Here is a 15,770-nt window from a genome sequence, read left to right as displayed (position 1 = left end):
GCAGGCCTGCCGGAAAGCCTGTTCGTTGCAAGCACCGCGTCTCCAGACGCTAAGGCTGATCAGAGTTTCTCGCTATCCACATTTGCAGTGCCTCATACATCTTGTCTTTGATGGTCCCTGCTTCGCCCCTGGCTATTGCATTGCCCAAAGAAGCATCGAGACGTGGGTAGCCAAGTTCATCCATGACGTTCCCCATTTTGAGGTTACGTCGATCCATTATCGCGCTGATCAACGTCATGTCTGATTTCGTCAGCGAGCGTCGTCCGGTTAGGATGGTGCCCCCCGCTAAATGCGAAGTGGGGGGTGTTGGATGCGTCGGAGGCGCTGCAGTTGTGCGAGTTGGTGCTGGAGTGGCATTGGGCGTGCAACCGATCAGCGCACGGAATTGGTCTCTCTCCGAAGTGCTGGCCGCATCCCACGCCTCCTGAAGTCTTTCAAGGGCAGGTTTGGTTTTCATGAGCCCAGCAGCGCGACGTGCGTCCGTTATGGTCTTGTAGATGCCAGACTGCAGATCAGCATACACTTGAGGATGATCCCGCTGCATTCTGCCAAGATAGTAGTCGTTGTCGCGTTTGTTTGTGGACGTCATGATCGTGCCTTTCGGTGTAGAATTCTACGGACAGGGTAGGGTTGAATTCTATCGTCGCTATCGACCCGCATACGAAGGTCGAAATCCACTTTCCCAAGCCCCAATGGGTCGATCCTGAGTCCGACGCCAGGCACCCTCGGGTGCAGCAGACATGAGTGCAAATCGGTTTGGTTTTGAAAGAAGTCTGCGCCGAGCAAGCCAAGCGTCAAACATACTAGCCATCGAAAAGTCGAAAGCCTCCGGTTCGTCCGGCCTTTTCTCTCTCGTTGATGGTGCTCCCCATGATGTTATCTTCTGCTTGCCCGACCTCGGTCGGGAACCGCCTCAGGGAAAGCAAGACCGCCCGTGCATCTGTGACGCTTCTGGAAAGGCATGATTGGCTCGCCCGCCTGCCCGAGGGGGCCGAGGTGCGCGGCATCGCCCGCAAGGAAGCCTATCGAATCGTGAGGCCCGCCGATGCTGTTTGATGTGCAGGCCGCTCTTACGGATATTCTCGCTAACCCCCCTTGCGACACCCGCGACATTTGCGACGTGCCCTCCCCGATGTCGCAGAAGTCGCAAGTGTCGCAGGGGGTAGCTTTCCGAAATCAAGGAAAATCCAAGCATGGATATTCGCCCGTCTTCCCCAATCTGGGGGAAGAGGAAGTAGGGTTTATAAAAGGAGGGCGTATTCCTGAAGGCAGGAAAAGCGGTGATTGCCATAAGCACGGAAAGGGCGTGAACGGTGAACCCGTCACATGGACCGGGCGCGTCGTATCGTTCGAGGAATGGGGCAGGCTATCGGCATGGGACAGGCACGGGCCGGACGGGCGGCAGTTCAATGGTATCACGCGGCAGTGGGAGTATCCCGAAGGGGAGCTGTGAGGCGCTGGGCGGGGCTGATGGGCGCACCGTTGGCCCCGCTCGCATGTTGACAAATGTTGACATAGCGACCGCGCGGAGGGTGATGAAAGGTGATGCCCGAAAGGCCGGAAATTACCCTATGATTACCCTAAGCCCGCGCCCTGTATGTTGAAGGATGTTGAAGCGAGCTTTTATGCACAATCAAAGGCCATACAGATAGCCGCTCCCGTCACAACTTGCCCCGCAGCGCCACGCCAAGACTGATCCGACCGGCGAGGCGCTGGGCAGGGCGTTGCATCAGCGCGTATTTGAAGGGCGGTGAGAGCGCCCGCATGACATGGCATAGAGGCCCCGCCGCCGCGCGGGGCTTTTTGCTGAATTGCGGATGCACACGCATCATGGGGGCCGCTGGGTGGTATCCGGCAGGCCCCGAACCCCCCGATAAAAAGGAGGGGGCCGTGCCGCCCCGACCTAAGCCGCCCCACCGTGCGCACTGCGAAGGCTGATCCAACAGGGGTGTGGCACATACTCAGACACGAACTTGCTCACGGGTGCGCACGAGTTCATAGGTGATACACTGTTCGTTCGAAAGCTTTCGATTGCGCACGAATGTGCCAACGTAGCGTAACAAGTTTTCTCCCAAAGCATCTTTCGCTTTAGCAAACACCACCACATTTCCCTTCGGAGATAAAACTGGTTCGGAAAGTATCTTTCGATTTGTGGCTATGCCGTCTTCATTGTTGGCTTTTTGCGTAATGACTTTGCCATCAGCCGATAATTCATTCGTCCAGCGTGGGTCATGAGGATAAAGGCGTGGAAACCAGATACTATCATTGGTGCTGTCCTTAAATTTCCAAGCCGCTTTTTGCCAACCCTTACCATCGAACCCGAAACATTTCATTGCTTCGGCTTGAAGCCGGAACGTCACGTTATCGTCCACATCAATATACCCACGCTGGATGATTGGATCGGCAAGGTATCGGCTTTCGAGGTCCCAAGTTCTAAAGTTTCCAGCGTCCACAAGTTTCGCTTTGGCGCTTTTCACTATTTCGATGAAGGCATCAGTTCTAGCACACATTTCCTCAATGGTGCTTGTTTCATCGATATCGATATTTTCAATCCGATGTTTCGTTACGTTAACTATATCGCGCTGCCGTATACTGTCAGCTTCGATGTTCTCTTTGTGGAATGGCTCGTTAATTTCGAGGTGAAGCCCAAGCTGAGGGTAGAAGAGATCCGTCAATGCTCTGGAGCCATCAGGCCGTTTGACAAGCTGCTGGGTAACGAACTCAATCGAAAAGTCATCTAGCCTGTGGATAATCCGTGAAATAATAAAATATTCCCAAGTTTTATGGGAAATCTTCGTAAGGCTGCGTCTCACATACTCTGACTTATTCAAAGCTTCATCCTTGGTAAATGACTGCATTAACATATTCGCATCCTGAACGCGCGACCGAGCAGTAACCAGTAAAAATTAAAGGGGGGCGTGATAAGTTTGGGGGCGCTTCACCGTAAAGACCGGCCTCGATACCACGCGCAAATTTTTTCTCTGGTTTTGAATTTGCATGGTGCGAACCAAGCCGCGAACCATGAGCGGGCCGAGCCTTTCCTTTTCGCGGCAATGCCTTGCCTGCCCGCCATGTCGCGCCCCGACCTGTTCGCTTTTGAAAAAGTGCGCGGCAAGTGCGCACCGCGAACCAAGGGGGGGTGATTCCGAACTTTCGCCCCTGATAGAGGACCGGCGCGGGGTCCATCGCGCACACTCAAATCTAATTGGGACTTTTTTTCTGGGCCGATGATGCCCGCATGTTCCCAAATGTAATGGGGGAAGCAATGGGGGAGGGGCTTCTGAAATTTTCCGTATTTATAATTTAAAACAATACGTTACGGGAATTTATTGGCGGATGGGGTGGGATTCGAACCCACGGTACGGTTCCCCGCACGCTAGTTTTCAAGACTAGAGCCTTAAACCACTCGGCCACCCATCCATGCGCCTCGGCGTCATCCGCCTTGGCGTTTGACGGGTCTAATCGCTTGTGGGGCCGCTGGCAAGAGACCGGCCTTCTCGGAAGGGCGCAATTTACAGCAGTTTGTTGCCGGGAAGGCGCAAATTGGAATAACTCGCGCGCCGATACCTTCCATCTGCCGATGTGGCGGGCCTAATATCGCGAAAATCCGGAGCATAGTTACAGGAAGGTTCCGCCCATGGCCCGTTTCGCTTTGTTGTCTTCTGCCGCGCTTATGGCGCTGGCTTTGCCGGTTTCGGCCCAGACCAATCTGACTGTGGCCAACTGGCTTCCGCCCTCGCATCCGCTGGTCGCGGACCTGATCGTGCCGATGACCAAGGCCATTGAGGAGGCCACCCACGGCGAGGTCAAGGCAACCCTGCTTCCGGCTCCGCTTGGTCCGCCCGCCGCACATTTCGATTTTGCCGTCAATGGGGTGGCCGATATTACCTTCGGGGTGCAGGGCTATAATCCGGGCCGGTTCAAAACCACCAATATTGTCGAACTGCCGTTTCTGGGCAATTCGGCGGAGGCGGTCTCGGTGGCCTATTGGCGCACCTTCCAGACGATGCTGCAGGACGCGGGTGAATATAAAGACGTGCATGTTCTGGCCGTTTTCAGCCACGGTCCGGGGGAAGTTTTTCTGAAGGATGGCGATGTGTCGGATATCGACGTGCTCAAGGGGCGCAAGATCCGTGTCGGGGGCGGGATCGTGCATGAAATCGTCTCGAAGCTCGGGGCGGTGCCTGTGGAGGGGCCGTCGTCGAAATCCTACGAACTGCTGAGCCAAGGTGTGGCCGATGGCATTACCTTCCCCTATGAATCGGTGAATTTCTTCAAGCTGATCCCCCAGTTGAACAAGGCGATTGCCGTGGATGGCGGGCTGTATAACACGTCCTTCTTCATTGTGATGAACAAGGCGAAATGGGATAGCCTCTCGCCCGAGGTGCAGGAGGAGATCAACTCGGTCACGGGGGAGGTTCTTGCGCGCAAGGCGGGGCAGATGTGGGATCGGGCCGATGCCGCAGGCCGCGAGGCGATGAAGGGCAAGATCGAGATTACGCCTGCGACCGATGCGCAAATGGCGGCGTGGAAGACCGCGCTGCAGCCGCTTGTCGATGCCAAGATCGAAGAAGCCTCAAGCGCGGGGATCGACGGGCAGGAAGCCTATGATTTCCTCAAATCCGAAATCGCCAAAGCTTCTGCCGAGTAACCTGTGACACACGAGAACTTTCCGCGCGTGCCCGAGACGGATCCGTCTTCGGGCCGCGATAGGGCACCGGTGCCCCGAAACTGGCCGCGGCTTGCGCTGGGGGTCGTCTGTGGCGCAATGCTTCTGGCGATGATGGCGCTGACGGTGGTGGATGTCATCGGGCGCTATGTGTTTGTCGCGCCGCTGCAAGGGGCCACCGAGCTGACCGAAATGCTGCTATGCGCGGTGATCTTTCTGGGGCTGCCTGCCGTCTGCTTCGACCGTGACCATGTGACGGTCGATCTGGTGATCGACCGCTTGCCGGCCTGCGTGCAGCCGTGGCGGGAGCTGGCCACCTCGTTGCTGTCTGCTGTGGTTCTGGGGATCGTGTCATGGCGGATCTGGGTCTATGCGGGGCAGAAGGCCAGCTATGGTGAGGCCACCAATTCCCTGCGTCTTCCCATCGCGCCACTGGGCTATCTCTGCGCGCTCTGTTGTGCGCTTGGCGTCGTGCTGACCGTGGTGGCGGCGCTGCGGCAGTTGACCTTTCAGCTTCGGAGGCAGTGATGGAGCATTGGCCTGTAGGTCTGGCGATCCTGATCGTCCTGTTGCTGGCAGGGGTGCCGATCGCTTTTGCTTTGGCCGGTGTCGGCCTTGTGGGCGTGGCGATGATCATCGGCTGGACGCCAGCCCTTTCCCTGATCGGGTCGGCATTTTTCGACAACGGGCGGGAATATTCGCTGTCGGTGCTGCCGCTTTTTCTGATGATGGGCAATTTTGTGGTGCAGTCGGGGATCGCCTCCGAGCTGTATAACTCGGCCTATGCATGGCTGCGTCATCGCAAGGGCGGGCTGGCGATGGCCACTGTGGTGGCCTGCGGGGCGTTTTCCTCGGTCTGTGGTTCGTCAATGGCAACTGCGGCCACGATGACGCGGATCTCGCTGCCCTCCATGCGGCGCTTCGGCTATCCCGACAGGCTGTCGACGGCCTCGATTGCGGCGGGGGGAACGCTGGGCATCCTGATCCCGCCCTCGGTCATTCTGGTGTTTTACGGCATCATGACGCAGCAGGATATCGGCAAGCTGTTTCTGGCGGGGATCATCCCCGGCCTGATCGGGATTGTCGGTTATGCGCTGGCGGTGAAGATTTCCATCGGGATGCGCGGGATTGACCTGCCTGTCGAAGCGAAGCTGCCGCTGATCGAACGGTTTCGGGCGCTCAAGGGCACGGCGGGCGCTTTGGTGCTGTTTGTTTTCGTGATGGGCGGGATCTATCTGGGGGTTTTTACCCCCACCGAGAGCGCAGGCATGGGGGCAGCGGGCGCGCTGTTGCTGGTGGTCGTGTCGGGCAAGTTCACATGGGGCGGCTTGCTGAACGTGCTCTATGATACGATGAAGACCACCGCGATGATGTTTTTCATCCTTTTCGGCGCGCTGAGTTTCACCAATTACGTCAATATGTCCGGCATGACGGGCGATATCCAGAACTGGCTGTCGGTGTTCGGAGGCAGTCCCGTGGCGATGATACTGGCCATTCTGGTGATCTATCTGGTGCTGGGATGCATGCTGGAAGGTCTGTCGATGATCATGCTGACCGTGCCGGTCTTCTATCCCATCGTGGCGGCTCAGGGCTTCGATCTGATCTGGTTCGGCATTTTCGTCGTTGTGATCACCGAAATCAGCTATATCACCCCGCCGGTCGGGATGAATGCCTTTGTGTTGCGGTCGGTCGTGCCGGATGTACGGCTGGGCACCATCTTCCGCGGGCTGCTGCCCTTTGTGGCGATGGACATCGTCCGCATCGGCCTGATTATCGCCTTCCCGTCGCTGGTGCTCTTGCTGACCTGACCCATGCGCCGGAGCCGTTGGCTTGGTGGGGCGCTCAGGCGGCGAGGGTGCCGCTGACGGCCCAGTAGCCGACGCCGCACGCCAGTCCGATAAAGCATAGCCCGAACAATGCGATCAATCCGTCGCGCACCAGAAGCGACAGGGCCAGAAGGGTGACCGCCGCGCCAAGGATGGACGAGCTGAACGGCACCAGCTCCAGAAAGGGCATGGCGGCTCCGCATAAAAGGCAGGCGCCCTGTGTGACCCAGCGAAAGGGGCGATGCGTGAAAAGGCGCAGCCGTTCCTTGGTGTGCAGGTCCATCCACCGCGCAATGCCCTGCAACTTGCCCGTCGCTTTGCGCAGCTTGTCCCCCGCGATATGGCGGCGCGTCAGCAGGCGCGGCAGCCAGAGGTGGTCTCGCCCCAGCAGCATCTGTGCCGAGATCAGCGCGATCAGGATGCCGCAGGCACTCGAGAAAAGCGGGATGCCCGAGAGCGGGCTGACCACGAAAAGGGCAGGCACCAGTAGCACGGGCACAAAAGAGGCGCCGCCCAAAGAGCCAAGCACATCCTCGATGCGGATCTCGTCTTCGTCTCTCGCGCGCGCGTCAATGGCGGCGACAATATCGCGGACGGCGCGTCTGGTCTGGGTCTGGTTTTGCATAAAAATACCTCTGCGGGGAAACCCCGCAGAGGTCATCTGGTTCCGGTGCGAAACGGCTTCAGGTCAGATCTTCATCGAGCCGGTTTCGATGAAGCGCTGGTGCCAGCTTAGCGATTCATTCAGCAGATGCGGGCTCTGCTGGGCATAGCTGCCCTTTTTCGCACGTTCGAAATAATCGCGCAGCATCGGACGATAATAGGGATGGGCGCAGTTTTCGATGATCTTCTCGGCGCGCTGTTTGGGCGAGAGCCCGCGCAGATCGGCCAGACCCTGTTCGGTCACGATCACTTGCACGTCCTGATTGATGTGATCGACATGGCTTGCCATCGGCACGATGGCCGAAATGGCGCCGCCTTTGGCGGTCGAGGGGGTCATGAAGATCGAGACATAGGAGTTGCGCGCGAAATCACCCGAGCCGCCAATGCCGTTTTGCATTTTCGAGCCCATGATCTGGGTCGAGTTGACGTTGCCGTAGATATCCGCCTCGATCAGGCCGTTCATGGCGATACAGCCCAAGCGGCGCACCAGTTCGGGATTGTTCGAGATATCTTGCGGACGCAGCAGCAGCTTGTCGCGGAAGAAGGCCGCATTCTGGTTGAAATACTCGGCTTTTTCCGGCGACAGCGAGAAGGCCGTGGCCGAAGCCATGCGCAGGGTGCCCGCTTCAAGCATATCCAGCATGCCGTCCTGAATCACCTCGGTGAAGGCGGTCATGTCCTCGAACGGCGTATCGATCAGCCCCGCCATCACGGCATTGGGCACGTTGCCGACACCCGATTGCAGCGGCAGAAGCGAATTGGGCAGACCGGCGCGCTTGGCTTCCCATTTGAGGAATTCCAGAATATGGCCCGCAATCGCATTGGCCGTATCATCGGGCGGCGAGAAGGGGGCGTTCCGGTCGGGGCTGTCGGTGACGACCACGGCCACGACCTTCGACGGGTCCACGTTGAAATAGGGCTGACCGATGCGGTCATCCGATTTCAGGATCGGGATCGGTTTGCGATGCGGCGGCAGCGCGGTGCCGTAATAGATGTCATGCATCCCGTCCAGCAACTCGGTCTGCCAGCTATTCACCTCAAGGATGATCTTATCCGCCAGATCCAGCCATGTCTTGTTATTGCCAACCGAGGAGGACGGGATCAGTTGACCGTCTTCGGTAATGCCCGAGATCTCGACCACGGCGGTGTCAAGCTTGCCCAGAAACCCTTCCCACGCCATCGGTGCAACCTGGCTGAGATGGATGTCGAAATAGGACATTTCGCCATTGTTGATCTGCTGGCGCGCGATCGGGTCCGAGTTGAAGGGCAGGCGGAAATCGATGCCATTGGCTTTGGCCAATGCGCCATCCAGTTCGGGGCCGGTAGAGGCGCCGGTCCAGATCGAGACCTTGAATTTCTCACCGCGGGCATGCGCCTCTTCGATTCGCTTGGCCAGCGCCTGCGGAACGGCTTTGGGATAGCCCGAGCCGGTAAACCCCGACATGCCGATAATGGCGCCGGGGTTGATCAGGGCGGCAGCATCCTCTGCCGACATGATTTTACGTTTAAAAACATCACTACGAATGCGTGAACTACTCACTTTGACATCAAAGCTCATGGGGTCCTCCTCAGGTGCTACCTCGGGGCCAAATAGCAGCGGGGCTCCTCAAGCACCCGCTATGACCAATGCTCAGTGGTAGCGTATTGTCGCCAGACTTCCTTTACGCATCGTGATTGTCCATAGTCTGGCAGCTATGCACTGTATGCATATGTATACGATAAGCAGGGTAAGGCTTGAAAACTTCTGTGTTTTCCATGTTTCCGCAGGATCGTTATATTTTTAGAAAATCAAAATTGCCGGAGTGTTGCCGGTCCTTGCCATCCGGTGACCGCCAATTTGCCCAGATCATGGCCTCCTTTGCCCGAGCTGAAGGTTCGAAATTTATCTAATCTATTTTTCGCGTTTAAGGCGAATCGGATTACATTGAGCTTGCTTATAGTGTCGGGAGGATATTATGCACCCAGTCTTCACCCTGTCCGGCGTCCTGTCGTTTCTGTCAGTGCGCCGTGATCCGAAAATCGATGCGCGGCTGACCGATCTGGGGCTGCGCAAGGCGCGCAAACATAGCTGCCCCATCTCGCCGTTCAGGCCGGTTTCGCCGTTCAGAGTGGTCCATCATGCCCTGTGACGCGGGGCAGAGGCGGCCTGATGCGGCGTTCAGAAATCGACCTCGACCCCCGGCAGGTTCAACTCTTTCATCAGATCGCGCAATTCCTGCCGGGCGGCGATATTTGACATGTTCAGGTTCTCGACGCCCAGATCCTTCAGATCCAGCAATGTGATGCCGCGCGGAAAGAGTTCGCGGAAGATGACCCGCTCGGAGAAGCCCGGCGCAACACGGAACCCGATTCGCTTCGATAGCTGTTCAAGCGCGGCTCCGACCTTGCGTTTGTTATGCATCTGTTGGGCACCCAGACGGTTGCGCAGCACGATCCAGTCAATGGGCTTCATCCCCGCACGGGCGCGCAACTGACGTGCCGACCAGACCATCTCCGAATAGATCGATGGCCCTGTGACCTTTGATGTATTCGGGTCAATCCGTGCCAGAAGGTCGAAATCGATAAAGCTGTCATTGAGCGGCGTGATCAGCGTGTCGGCCAGAGAATGCGCGACCTGACTGAGCCGCGTATGCGAACCGGGACAGTCGATCATGATGAAGTCGCAGCTTGCCTCCAGCTCGGTCACCGCTGCGGACAGGCGGTAGTCATAGGGGTTCTCGCCCGGAGGCAGGCTGGCGGCGTCGATCTCGGGCAATGTGCGATAATCGGGGCAGGGCAGGGTAACGCCCTCGCGCTCCATAAAGGCGCGACGGTTTTCGACATAGCGCCCCATAGAGCGTTGGCGCAGGTCAAGATCCAGCGCGCCCACGCGCCACCCCATGCGCACCAGCGCCGTTGCTACATGCATGGAGGTGGTCGATTTGCCCGACCCGCCCTTTTCATTGCCAGTCACGATGATATGCGCCAACTCTGCCGTCCTCACGTCATCTTGCGGGTGATCTTTATGACGTGACTATAGGGGGGAAGGCACAGCGGGGAAAGCGGAGTTGCACAAGAGTTTCCGCTTTGTCACATGTGGGTAAGATATTGATGTCGTGTTACATCATCTGACGGGCCAGAATGGCTTCGGGGCCTTTCAGGCTGGCGCGCGCGGCGGGATAGGCCTGCTCGGGGGTGCCGCCCTCCAGAGCCCCTTCCAAGGCCGGAAACAGCGTCAGGATTTCGGTGCGCTGCGCCGTCTCCATCGCGCCCATCACCTGGCAGCCGGGCTGGAAGCTCTCGCTCCAGACGCCATTGGCCAGAACCACCTCGTGGTGGTCGAACATCATGTGGATATAGGTCACGCTGTCGGGCCGGATCGCATGGATGCCGCGCGCCCCACAAAGATGGGTCGCCGCAATCAGCATTTCGTCTTCCGAAAAAGCCAGTTGCAGTTCCGGCCCGCGCAGAAGCATCCGGTGCTGCGGGCTGACCAGCAGATCAATGGCGGGCAGACCATCGCCCAGACTGCCTGCCGGAATGCGGATGGGGCGCAAGGCGGGGGCGTCCAGCGCCTCTGCCCCCAGGCTCCTGGCCCCCAGCCAGCGGATCGCCTGTAGCCCGTTGTCGCGGGTCACGACCTGATCGCCCAACCGGAGTTCCTCGATCCTGCGCGGCCCCTGCGCCGTCATGATCTGCGCACCGGGGGTGAAGCAGGGCACCCCGTTATGGTTGTCATCGGACCCGTTGCAGTCATCCTCGTGGTGGTTGCCCCCATTTCCATCGGGAGGAAGCGTGCCAGAGCCGGAATTGCCCTGACCACCGGTGTTGCAGGTGTCGTCATGCCCTTGGGGGGAGGATGGCTGGCTATTGCACGCGTCCTGATGGTCGCTGGACTGGCTGTTGCAATTATCCTGCTGCCCCGAAGCGCCCTGCGCATTTCCCTGCGTGGTGCCGTTTGAAGCGTTGTTATTGCTCTGGGTCATGCCGGTCTCCTGTCTGGGGGCAGCCACATGCGCGAGGCGAGAACCCATCTGTTCAACGTGTCAGGGACGGTGATCCGGCGTATATTTGTTCTTATGGAGATTGGCGGTTAGCCAAGGAAACCCTTCCTTCGCGATCGAACGGGCGCAATGAAAAATGGGGCGCAACGAAAAAGGGCGCGCCAGTGGCACGCCCTTCATCATAACGGCAGGTCGGATCAGAAGCCCAGACCGGCATATTTGTTTTTGAACTTCGACACGCGGCCACCGGTGTCCATCAGGCGCGAGCTTGCACCGGTCCATGCCGGGTGCGAGGTCGGGTCGATGTCGAGGGTCATGGTGTCGCCATCTTTGCCCCAGGTCGAGCGCGTTTCGTAGGAGGAACCATCGGTCATCTTGATGGTGATGGTGTGGTAATCGGGATGAATTTCCGCTTTCATCGATCCGCTCCTCAAGCTTCGGTTTTGGGTTTGTAGGTGGTGTCTTCGGCGATACGTGCCGATTTACCGCGACGCGAACGCAGGTAGTAGAGTTTCGCACGGCGCACACGGCCACGACGCACGACTTCGATCGAGTCGATGTTGGTCGAGTACAGCGGGAACACACGCTCCACGCCTTCGCCGAAGGAGATCTTGCGAACGGTGAACGAGGCAGCAAGGGTCGAACCGCCTTTGCGCGAGATGCAGACGCCTTCATACATCTGAACACGCGAGCGGGTGCCTTCGGTCACTTTATAGCCAACGCGAACGGTGTCGCCGGCTTTGAAATCCGGAATGGTTTTGCCGAGGCTGGCGATTTGTTCCGCCTCGAGTTGTGCGATCAGGTTCATCGCATGTCCTTTCATCTACTCACGGTATTGCCGTGAAGGTGGTTTCACGCCTCAGAGCTCCGGGTCTTCGCGGGTCCGCCATACTGCGCCCACCGGAGGATTCAGGTCATCCTTTAGCTGCTTTTTTCAGGCCGCAATGTGGCGGTGAAGGCGCCGCCGCGTGGTTACAGAAAAAAGGTCCGGTCACCGATTCCGGTACGGACCTGCGCGCTATACGGCCAAATGCGGTTTCGATCAAGCATAGAAGCACCGCGCCGTCCGAATTTCGGCCCGCTCGTCCGGATCGGACTATCAGTCTTTTAACCCCGATCTGCCACCCTGCGCCGGTACGAGTGTCAGTCGGGGTGCCATGAATGTCCAAGCCGGAAACCAAACGCTTGCCCGCTTTGCAGATTTTGCGGGCAATCGCGGCATTGGCCGTGGTGGGGCACCATATTCTTGACCAGCTTTGGGGAAATCTCGGAGTGGCCAGTCTGGCACAATCGCTGGATCTGGGCGCGCGCGGCGTGGGGCTGTTTTTTGTGCTGAGCGGTTTTATCCTCTGGCAGGTCCATCACCACGAGGCAGGCCAGCGCGCAGCCTTGGGGCGCTTTGCCTATAAACGTGTCAGCCGCATCCTGCCCTTCACGCTGATCGCGGCGACGGCGTGGGTGGGCATCGTGGCAGTGGCGGGCCGTTTCGGTGCGGACGCCAGTGGCGGCGGTTTTACCTCATGGCTGTCCTCCGCCTTCCTTCTGCCGCTTGAAAAACCCTATCCCGGCGTGCTCTGGTCCTTGCGCCACGAGGCGCTGTTCTATCTGGTCTTCCTTGTCCTTTTCCTCTCGCCGCGCGGTTTTGCATGGCTGTTCGGCGGGTGGATGCTGGCATCGGCGCTTGTGCCTGCGGGGGTACCATCCCCGATGCGGCACGCGCCCGATATTCTGTGGGTGACCGCGTTCTCCAGCGCCAATCTTCTTTTCCTGCTGGGAATCCTTGCCGCGATCGCCCATCAGAAGCTGCCCGCATTCCGGATCGGGGGGCGCGGCACGGTGCTTGCCTTTGCGGGCGTCGCGGTGATGGCGCTTTGGGCGGGGCAGGGGAAATATGACCTTGGAACGGTGGCGGGGTTCGGCACGGCCTGCGCCGTGCTTACGCTGGTGGCCGCCCGCAGCACGTTCCGCCTGCGCTGGCTGGAATATTGCGGCGATGCCAGTTTTTCGATCTATCTCGCCCATCACCTGGCCCTGCCGCTGGTCTATGTCGGGCTGACGCGCTGGACCACGGATGCGGGGCTGATTTTTGTGGCTGAAGCCGTGCTGCTGGTCGGGGTCGGTCTGCTTGGCTATCGCTGGATCGAGACGCCGGTCCTGTCTTGGCTCAATACCCGCGCTCCCGTGCGGGCGCGCCTGCGGCCTAGCGCTTGGACTGATGCGCGTCCCACATATCAGGGCGACGCTCGGCGGTGATCTTTTCGCTCATCTCGCGGCGCCATTTCTCGATCTTGCCGTGATGGCCGGACATCAGCACCTCGGGGATGGCGCGGCCCTCCCATTCGGCGGGGCGGGTATATTGCGGATGTTCCAGAAGCCCGTTGGAATGGCTTTCCTCCACCGCCGAGTCGGCATTGCCCAGCACACCGGGCAAAAGGCGCACGGTGGCGTCGATCATCGCCTGCGCGGGCAACTCGCCCCCTGTCAGGACGAAATCCCCCATCGAGACTTCCTCGATGCCGAAATGCTCGAGCACGCGCTCGTCTACGCCTTCAAAGCGCCCACACAGGATGGTCATCCCGTCGGCCGCCGCAAAGCGCCGCGCCATCGCCTGATCAAACCGCTTGCCGCGCGGGGACATATAGACCACCGGCCAGTCGGCCTGCGGGTCCACGCCGCGCGCCGCCTCTTTTAGCGCCGCGCCCACCACATCGGGGCGCAGCACCATGCCCGCGCCACCGCCTGCGGGGGTATCATCCACATTGCGATGCTTGCCCACGCCAAAGCTGCGCAGGTTGATGGTCTCCAGCGCCCAAAGCCCCTGATCGCGGGCCTTGCCGGTCAGCGACAGCCCCAGAACCCCCGGAAAAGCCTCGGGAAACAGCGTGACAATCTTGGCCTTCCACGCGCGGGAAAGCTGCACGGGCTCGTCCATCAAGGACCGGACCTGAAGGCTGGCGCTGATCGACACCCGCCCATGCGAACGGCTTGCCTTCGGCGGGACCGCTTCGGCCTGCGCTGCATTGCCCATCAGATTGCCAAGGCGCATCGCGCCCTTTTTCGGGGTGTCTTCGGGAGTGTCGGTCATGTCTTATACGTCTTCGGGCGGATCCGCCACGATCCGGCCTGCGGTCAGATCGACGGTCGGCACAACGGCCATAGTGAAGGGCAAGAGCAGGGGCTGGCTCTCGCCTGCTGTGGTGATTTCCAGAAAATCGCCCGCGCCATAATTCTGCACGGCGCGCACCGACCCGAGCACCGCGCCGCCGGTATCCACAACCGTCAGTCCGATCAGATCGGCGTGATAGAATTCGTCATCGGGGAGATGGGGCAGCATATCGCGATCCACCCAGAGCGAGACGCCCTTCAGCGCATCGGCCTCTTCTTTCGTCTCGACGCCGCTCAGATAGGCGCCGATGCCGCCCTTGATCGCGCGCAGATCGGTCAGATCAAAGGCGCGCTTGCCGTCTTCGGTGTAAAGCGGCGCGTAATCGGCAATGGCCAGCGGGTCGGCGCAGAAGCTCTTCAGCCGCACCTCGCCCTTGACCCCGAAAGCGCCCGCAATGGCTCCGACACAGGTCCGTTCTGTCATGGCTTATCTCCGCTCTAGTTTGGGCAGCCCGTCGCGGGTTTCCCAGCCAAGCTGCTCCAGCTCGGGGGTCGGCTGCGACCGTTCCGGCCAGCCGATACACAAATAGCCGATCAATTTCCAGCTCTCAGGCACATCCAGCGATTTTGCCAGTGCCTCGGGGTCCAGAATAGACACCCAGCCCATCCCCACCCCCTCGGCGCGAAGGGCAAGCCACATCATCGTCATGGCTGCCACGACCGAATAGGCACGCATTTCGGGCATGGATCTGGCCCCCAGACCGGCCCCTTTGACCGTGCCGGTATCGCAAAACACCGCCAGCTGGACAGGGGCTTTCTGCATGCCCGAAAGTTTCAGCCCCGCATAGAGCGTCGCGCGATCAATGTCGCCACCGGCCTGATAGGCGGCCAGCGCTTCGGCATTGGCGGTCTGGAAATTGGAAAGCGCCGCAGCACGGGCCGCGGCGCTTTCGACATTGATCACGCGCCACGGTTCGGACAGGCCGACCGATGGCGCGCGGGAAAATGCGTCCAGCCCCCGTGCAAGGATCTCTTCGGGCACAGGATCGGTGCGGAAGCGGCGCACATCACGCCGCCACAGCATCAACCTGTGCAGATCCTCGCGGAACTCGGGGGAGAACGCGTCCAAGATCAGGCCTCGGAGGCCTCAGCAGCCGCAGCGGCTTTCTCGGCTTTTTCTTTTGCGCGCTCTTGGGCTTTCTTGCCCGGCTCTGCTTTCTTCATGTTCTTACGCTCGGTTTTCGGCAGAGCACCGGCGTTTTCAAGGAAGCGTGCCACACGGTCGGTCGGCTGTGCGCCTTTGCTCAGCCAGTACTGAACGCGCTCCATGTTCATTTTCACGCGCTCTTCGCTGTCTTTTGCCAGCAGCGGGTTGTAGGTGCCCAGCTTCTCGAGGAAGCGGCCGTCACGCGGCATGCGCGAGTCGGAAGCAACGATTGCGTAGAAGGGGCGCTTTTTGGAACCACCGCGTGCGAGACGGATTTTCATAGCCATGGGTTGATCTCCTTTGAATGGCTGGTGTCG

At 59.5% G+C, this 15,770-nt stretch carries 20 protein-coding genes and 1 tRNA gene; 7 read left to right on the top strand and 14 right to left on the bottom strand.

Annotated elements, in window-relative coordinates; genetic code table 11:
- Positions 1–49 precede the first annotated feature (49 nt).
- Complete coding sequence (locus tag RPE78_RS04890) at positions 50–589, bottom strand: hypothetical protein (protein WP_406721383.1); 540 nt, start codon at positions 587–589, stop codon at positions 50–52.
- Between the two features lie 281 nt (positions 590–870).
- Between RPE78_RS04890 and RPE78_RS04885 the strand changes: the two genes are divergently transcribed.
- Both RPE78_RS04885 and RPE78_RS04880 read left to right on the top strand, forming a co-directional pair.
- On the top strand, positions 871–1,056 hold the full coding sequence (locus RPE78_RS04885; protein WP_406721382.1) for a hypothetical protein: 186 nt from the start codon (positions 871–873) through the stop codon (positions 1,054–1,056).
- Positions 1,046–1,453 carry a hypothetical protein gene (locus RPE78_RS04880; RefSeq protein WP_406721381.1) on the top strand — a complete coding sequence of 136 codons (408 nt, stop codon included), beginning with the start codon at positions 1,046–1,048 and terminating at the stop codon, positions 1,451–1,453. Before RPE78_RS04885 ends, RPE78_RS04880 begins: the two co-directional genes overlap by 11 nt.
- 208 nt (positions 1,454–1,661) lie before the next feature.
- Here RPE78_RS04880 and RPE78_RS04875 read toward each other — a convergent pair whose 3' ends face one another.
- The 3 genes from RPE78_RS04875 to RPE78_RS04865 all read right to left on the bottom strand — a co-directional run bounded on the left by RPE78_RS04875 (position 1,662) and on the right by RPE78_RS04865 (position 3,420).
- Positions 1,662–1,832 carry a hypothetical protein gene (locus RPE78_RS04875; RefSeq protein WP_406721380.1) on the bottom strand — a complete coding sequence of 57 codons (171 nt, stop codon included), beginning with the start codon at positions 1,830–1,832 and terminating at the stop codon, positions 1,662–1,664.
- Positions 1,833–1,961: 129 nt separating this feature from the next.
- Entirely contained in the window at positions 1,962–2,858 is an 897-nt protein-coding gene (locus tag RPE78_RS04870; protein WP_406721379.1) for an AbaSI family restriction endonuclease, read from the bottom strand.
- 472 nt (positions 2,859–3,330) lie between these two features.
- Positions 3,331–3,420 (bottom strand) — tRNA-Ser (locus RPE78_RS04865).
- Positions 3,421–3,637: 217 nt separating this feature from the next.
- On the opposite strand from RPE78_RS04865, the gene RPE78_RS04860 reads away from it, so the two are divergent.
- From RPE78_RS04860 to RPE78_RS04850, 3 genes are read left to right on the top strand one after another with little or no spacing between them, the layout of a single operon-like run.
- Positions 3,638–4,651 (top strand): TRAP transporter substrate-binding protein, encoded by a 1,014-nt coding sequence (locus RPE78_RS04860; protein WP_406721378.1) that lies wholly within the window; start codon positions 3,638–3,640, stop codon positions 4,649–4,651.
- A 3-nt stretch (positions 4,652–4,654) separates the two neighbouring features.
- Positions 4,655–5,197, top strand: coding sequence for a TRAP transporter small permease (locus RPE78_RS04855; RefSeq protein WP_339108373.1), 543 nt, complete (start codon positions 4,655–4,657; stop codon positions 5,195–5,197).
- Entirely contained in the window at positions 5,197–6,477 is a 1,281-nt protein-coding gene (locus RPE78_RS04850) for a TRAP transporter large permease (protein WP_406721377.1), read from the top strand. The genes RPE78_RS04855 and RPE78_RS04850 overlap by 1 nt, the downstream gene beginning before the upstream one ends.
- Before the next feature lie 34 nt (positions 6,478–6,511).
- On the opposite strand, the gene RPE78_RS04845 is transcribed toward RPE78_RS04850, so the two are convergent.
- Both RPE78_RS04845 and RPE78_RS04840 read right to left on the bottom strand, forming a co-directional pair.
- The gene (locus tag RPE78_RS04845; RefSeq protein WP_406721376.1) at positions 6,512–7,120 is read right to left on the bottom strand and encodes an exopolysaccharide biosynthesis protein; all 609 of its coding nucleotides are present in this window, start codon (positions 7,118–7,120) and stop codon (positions 6,512–6,514) included.
- A gap of 63 nt (positions 7,121–7,183) precedes the next feature.
- Positions 7,184–8,716, bottom strand: coding sequence for an acetyl-CoA hydrolase/transferase family protein (locus RPE78_RS04840; RefSeq protein ID WP_406721374.1), 1,533 nt, complete (start codon positions 8,714–8,716; stop codon positions 7,184–7,186).
- A gap of 397 nt (positions 8,717–9,113) precedes the next feature.
- On the opposite strand from RPE78_RS04840, the gene RPE78_RS04835 reads away from it, so the two are divergent.
- Positions 9,114–9,287 carry a hypothetical protein gene (locus tag RPE78_RS04835; RefSeq protein ID WP_406721373.1) on the top strand — a complete coding sequence of 58 codons (174 nt, stop codon included), beginning with the start codon at positions 9,114–9,116 and terminating at the stop codon, positions 9,285–9,287.
- Positions 9,288–9,316: 29 nt separating this feature from the next.
- Here the strand turns inward: RPE78_RS04835 and RPE78_RS04830 are convergent, their stop codons facing one another.
- From RPE78_RS04830 to rplS, 4 genes are all read right to left on the bottom strand, one after another.
- The gene (locus RPE78_RS04830) at positions 9,317–10,126 is read right to left on the bottom strand and encodes a division plane positioning ATPase MipZ (protein ID WP_406721372.1); all 810 of its coding nucleotides are present in this window, start codon (positions 10,124–10,126) and stop codon (positions 9,317–9,319) included.
- A gap of 130 nt (positions 10,127–10,256) precedes the next feature.
- On the bottom strand, positions 10,257–11,123 hold the full coding sequence (locus RPE78_RS04825; RefSeq protein WP_406721370.1) for a Hint domain-containing protein: 867 nt from the start codon (positions 11,121–11,123) through the stop codon (positions 10,257–10,259).
- 215 nt (positions 11,124–11,338) lie between these two features.
- Positions 11,339–11,560 (bottom strand): 50S ribosomal protein L31, encoded by a 222-nt coding sequence (rpmE, locus tag RPE78_RS04820; RefSeq protein ID WP_339108366.1) that lies wholly within the window; start codon positions 11,558–11,560, stop codon positions 11,339–11,341.
- Between the two features lie 11 nt (positions 11,561–11,571).
- Positions 11,572–11,949: a 50S ribosomal protein L19 gene (rplS, locus tag RPE78_RS04815; RefSeq protein WP_339108365.1), complete on the bottom strand. Its 378-nt coding sequence runs from the start codon at positions 11,947–11,949 to the stop codon at positions 11,572–11,574.
- A 353-nt stretch (positions 11,950–12,302) separates the two neighbouring features.
- Here rplS and RPE78_RS04810 point away from each other — a divergent pair, with 353 nt between their 5' ends.
- A complete protein-coding gene (locus RPE78_RS04810; protein ID WP_406721369.1) occupies positions 12,303–13,394 on the top strand; it encodes an acyltransferase family protein in 1,092 nt (363 codons plus the stop codon).
- On the opposite strand, the gene trmD is transcribed toward RPE78_RS04810, so the two are convergent.
- Genes trmD through rpsP form a run of 4 tightly spaced genes read right to left on the bottom strand, consistent with a single transcriptional unit; the run spans position 13,342 to position 15,740 of the window.
- Entirely contained in the window at positions 13,342–14,169 is an 828-nt protein-coding gene (trmD, locus tag RPE78_RS04805) for a tRNA (guanosine(37)-N1)-methyltransferase TrmD (protein ID WP_339109446.1), read from the bottom strand. The two genes, RPE78_RS04810 and trmD, sit on opposite strands and share 53 nt — an antisense overlap.
- A gap of 60 nt (positions 14,170–14,229) precedes the next feature.
- Positions 14,230–14,730: a ribosome maturation factor RimM gene (gene rimM, locus RPE78_RS04800; RefSeq protein WP_339108363.1), complete on the bottom strand. Its 501-nt coding sequence runs from the start codon at positions 14,728–14,730 to the stop codon at positions 14,230–14,232.
- 3 nt (positions 14,731–14,733) lie between these two features.
- The gene (gene bluB / locus RPE78_RS04795) at positions 14,734–15,375 is read right to left on the bottom strand and encodes a 5,6-dimethylbenzimidazole synthase (RefSeq protein WP_339108362.1); all 642 of its coding nucleotides are present in this window, start codon (positions 15,373–15,375) and stop codon (positions 14,734–14,736) included.
- Between the two features lie 2 nt (positions 15,376–15,377).
- Positions 15,378–15,740 carry a 30S ribosomal protein S16 gene (gene rpsP / locus RPE78_RS04790; RefSeq protein ID WP_339108361.1) on the bottom strand — a complete coding sequence of 121 codons (363 nt, stop codon included), beginning with the start codon at positions 15,738–15,740 and terminating at the stop codon, positions 15,378–15,380.
- Between the last annotated feature and the right edge of the window lie 30 nt (positions 15,741–15,770).

It is taken from the genome of Thioclava litoralis (assembly GCF_045278885.1).
Classification (GTDB): domain Bacteria; phylum Pseudomonadota; class Alphaproteobacteria; order Rhodobacterales; family Rhodobacteraceae; genus Thioclava; species Thioclava litoralis.
This window is presented reverse-complemented; position numbering and strand designations above follow the sequence as displayed.

What these genes read in the sequence shown, in the direction of transcription:
- RPE78_RS04890 (WP_406721383.1), bottom strand. Translation starts at nt 589, where the DNA reads ATGACGTCCACAAACAAACGCGACAACGACTACTATCTTGGCAGAATG.
- RPE78_RS04885 (WP_406721382.1), top strand. Translation starts at nt 871, where the DNA reads ATGATGTTATCTTCTGCTTGCCCGACCTCGGTCGGGAACCGCCTCAGG.
- RPE78_RS04880 (WP_406721381.1), top strand. Translation starts at nt 1,046, where the DNA reads ATGCTGTTTGATGTGCAGGCCGCTCTTACGGATATTCTCGCTAACCCC.
- RPE78_RS04875 (WP_406721380.1), bottom strand. Translation starts at nt 1,832, where the DNA reads ATGATGCGTGTGCATCCGCAATTCAGCAAAAAGCCCCGCGCGGCGGCG.
- RPE78_RS04870 (WP_406721379.1), bottom strand. Translation starts at nt 2,858, where the DNA reads ATGCAGTCATTTACCAAGGATGAAGCTTTGAATAAGTCAGAGTATGTG.
- RPE78_RS04860 (WP_406721378.1), top strand. Translation starts at nt 3,638, where the DNA reads ATGGCCCGTTTCGCTTTGTTGTCTTCTGCCGCGCTTATGGCGCTGGCT.
- RPE78_RS04850 (WP_406721377.1), top strand. Translation starts at nt 5,197, where the DNA reads ATGGAGCATTGGCCTGTAGGTCTGGCGATCCTGATCGTCCTGTTGCTG.
- RPE78_RS04845 (WP_406721376.1), bottom strand. Translation starts at nt 7,120, where the DNA reads ATGCAAAACCAGACCCAGACCAGACGCGCCGTCCGCGATATTGTCGCC.
- RPE78_RS04840 (WP_406721374.1), bottom strand. Translation starts at nt 8,716, where the DNA reads ATGAGCTTTGATGTCAAAGTGAGTAGTTCACGCATTCGTAGTGATGTT.
- RPE78_RS04835 (WP_406721373.1), top strand. Translation starts at nt 9,114, where the DNA reads ATGCACCCAGTCTTCACCCTGTCCGGCGTCCTGTCGTTTCTGTCAGTG.
- RPE78_RS04825 (WP_406721370.1), bottom strand. Translation starts at nt 11,123, where the DNA reads ATGACCCAGAGCAATAACAACGCTTCAAACGGCACCACGCAGGGAAAT.
- rpmE (WP_339108366.1), bottom strand. Translation starts at nt 11,560, where the DNA reads ATGAAAGCGGAAATTCATCCCGATTACCACACCATCACCATCAAGATG.
- rplS (WP_339108365.1), bottom strand. Translation starts at nt 11,949, where the DNA reads ATGAACCTGATCGCACAACTCGAGGCGGAACAAATCGCCAGCCTCGGC.
- RPE78_RS04810 (WP_406721369.1), top strand. Translation starts at nt 12,303, where the DNA reads ATGTCCAAGCCGGAAACCAAACGCTTGCCCGCTTTGCAGATTTTGCGG.
- trmD (WP_339109446.1), bottom strand. Translation starts at nt 14,169, where the DNA reads ATGGGCAATGCAGCGCAGGCCGAAGCGGTCCCGCCGAAGGCAAGCCGT.
- rimM (WP_339108363.1), bottom strand. Translation starts at nt 14,730, where the DNA reads ATGACAGAACGGACCTGTGTCGGAGCCATTGCGGGCGCTTTCGGGGTC.
- rpsP (WP_339108361.1), bottom strand. Translation starts at nt 15,740, where the DNA reads ATGGCTATGAAAATCCGTCTCGCACGCGGTGGTTCCAAAAAGCGCCCC.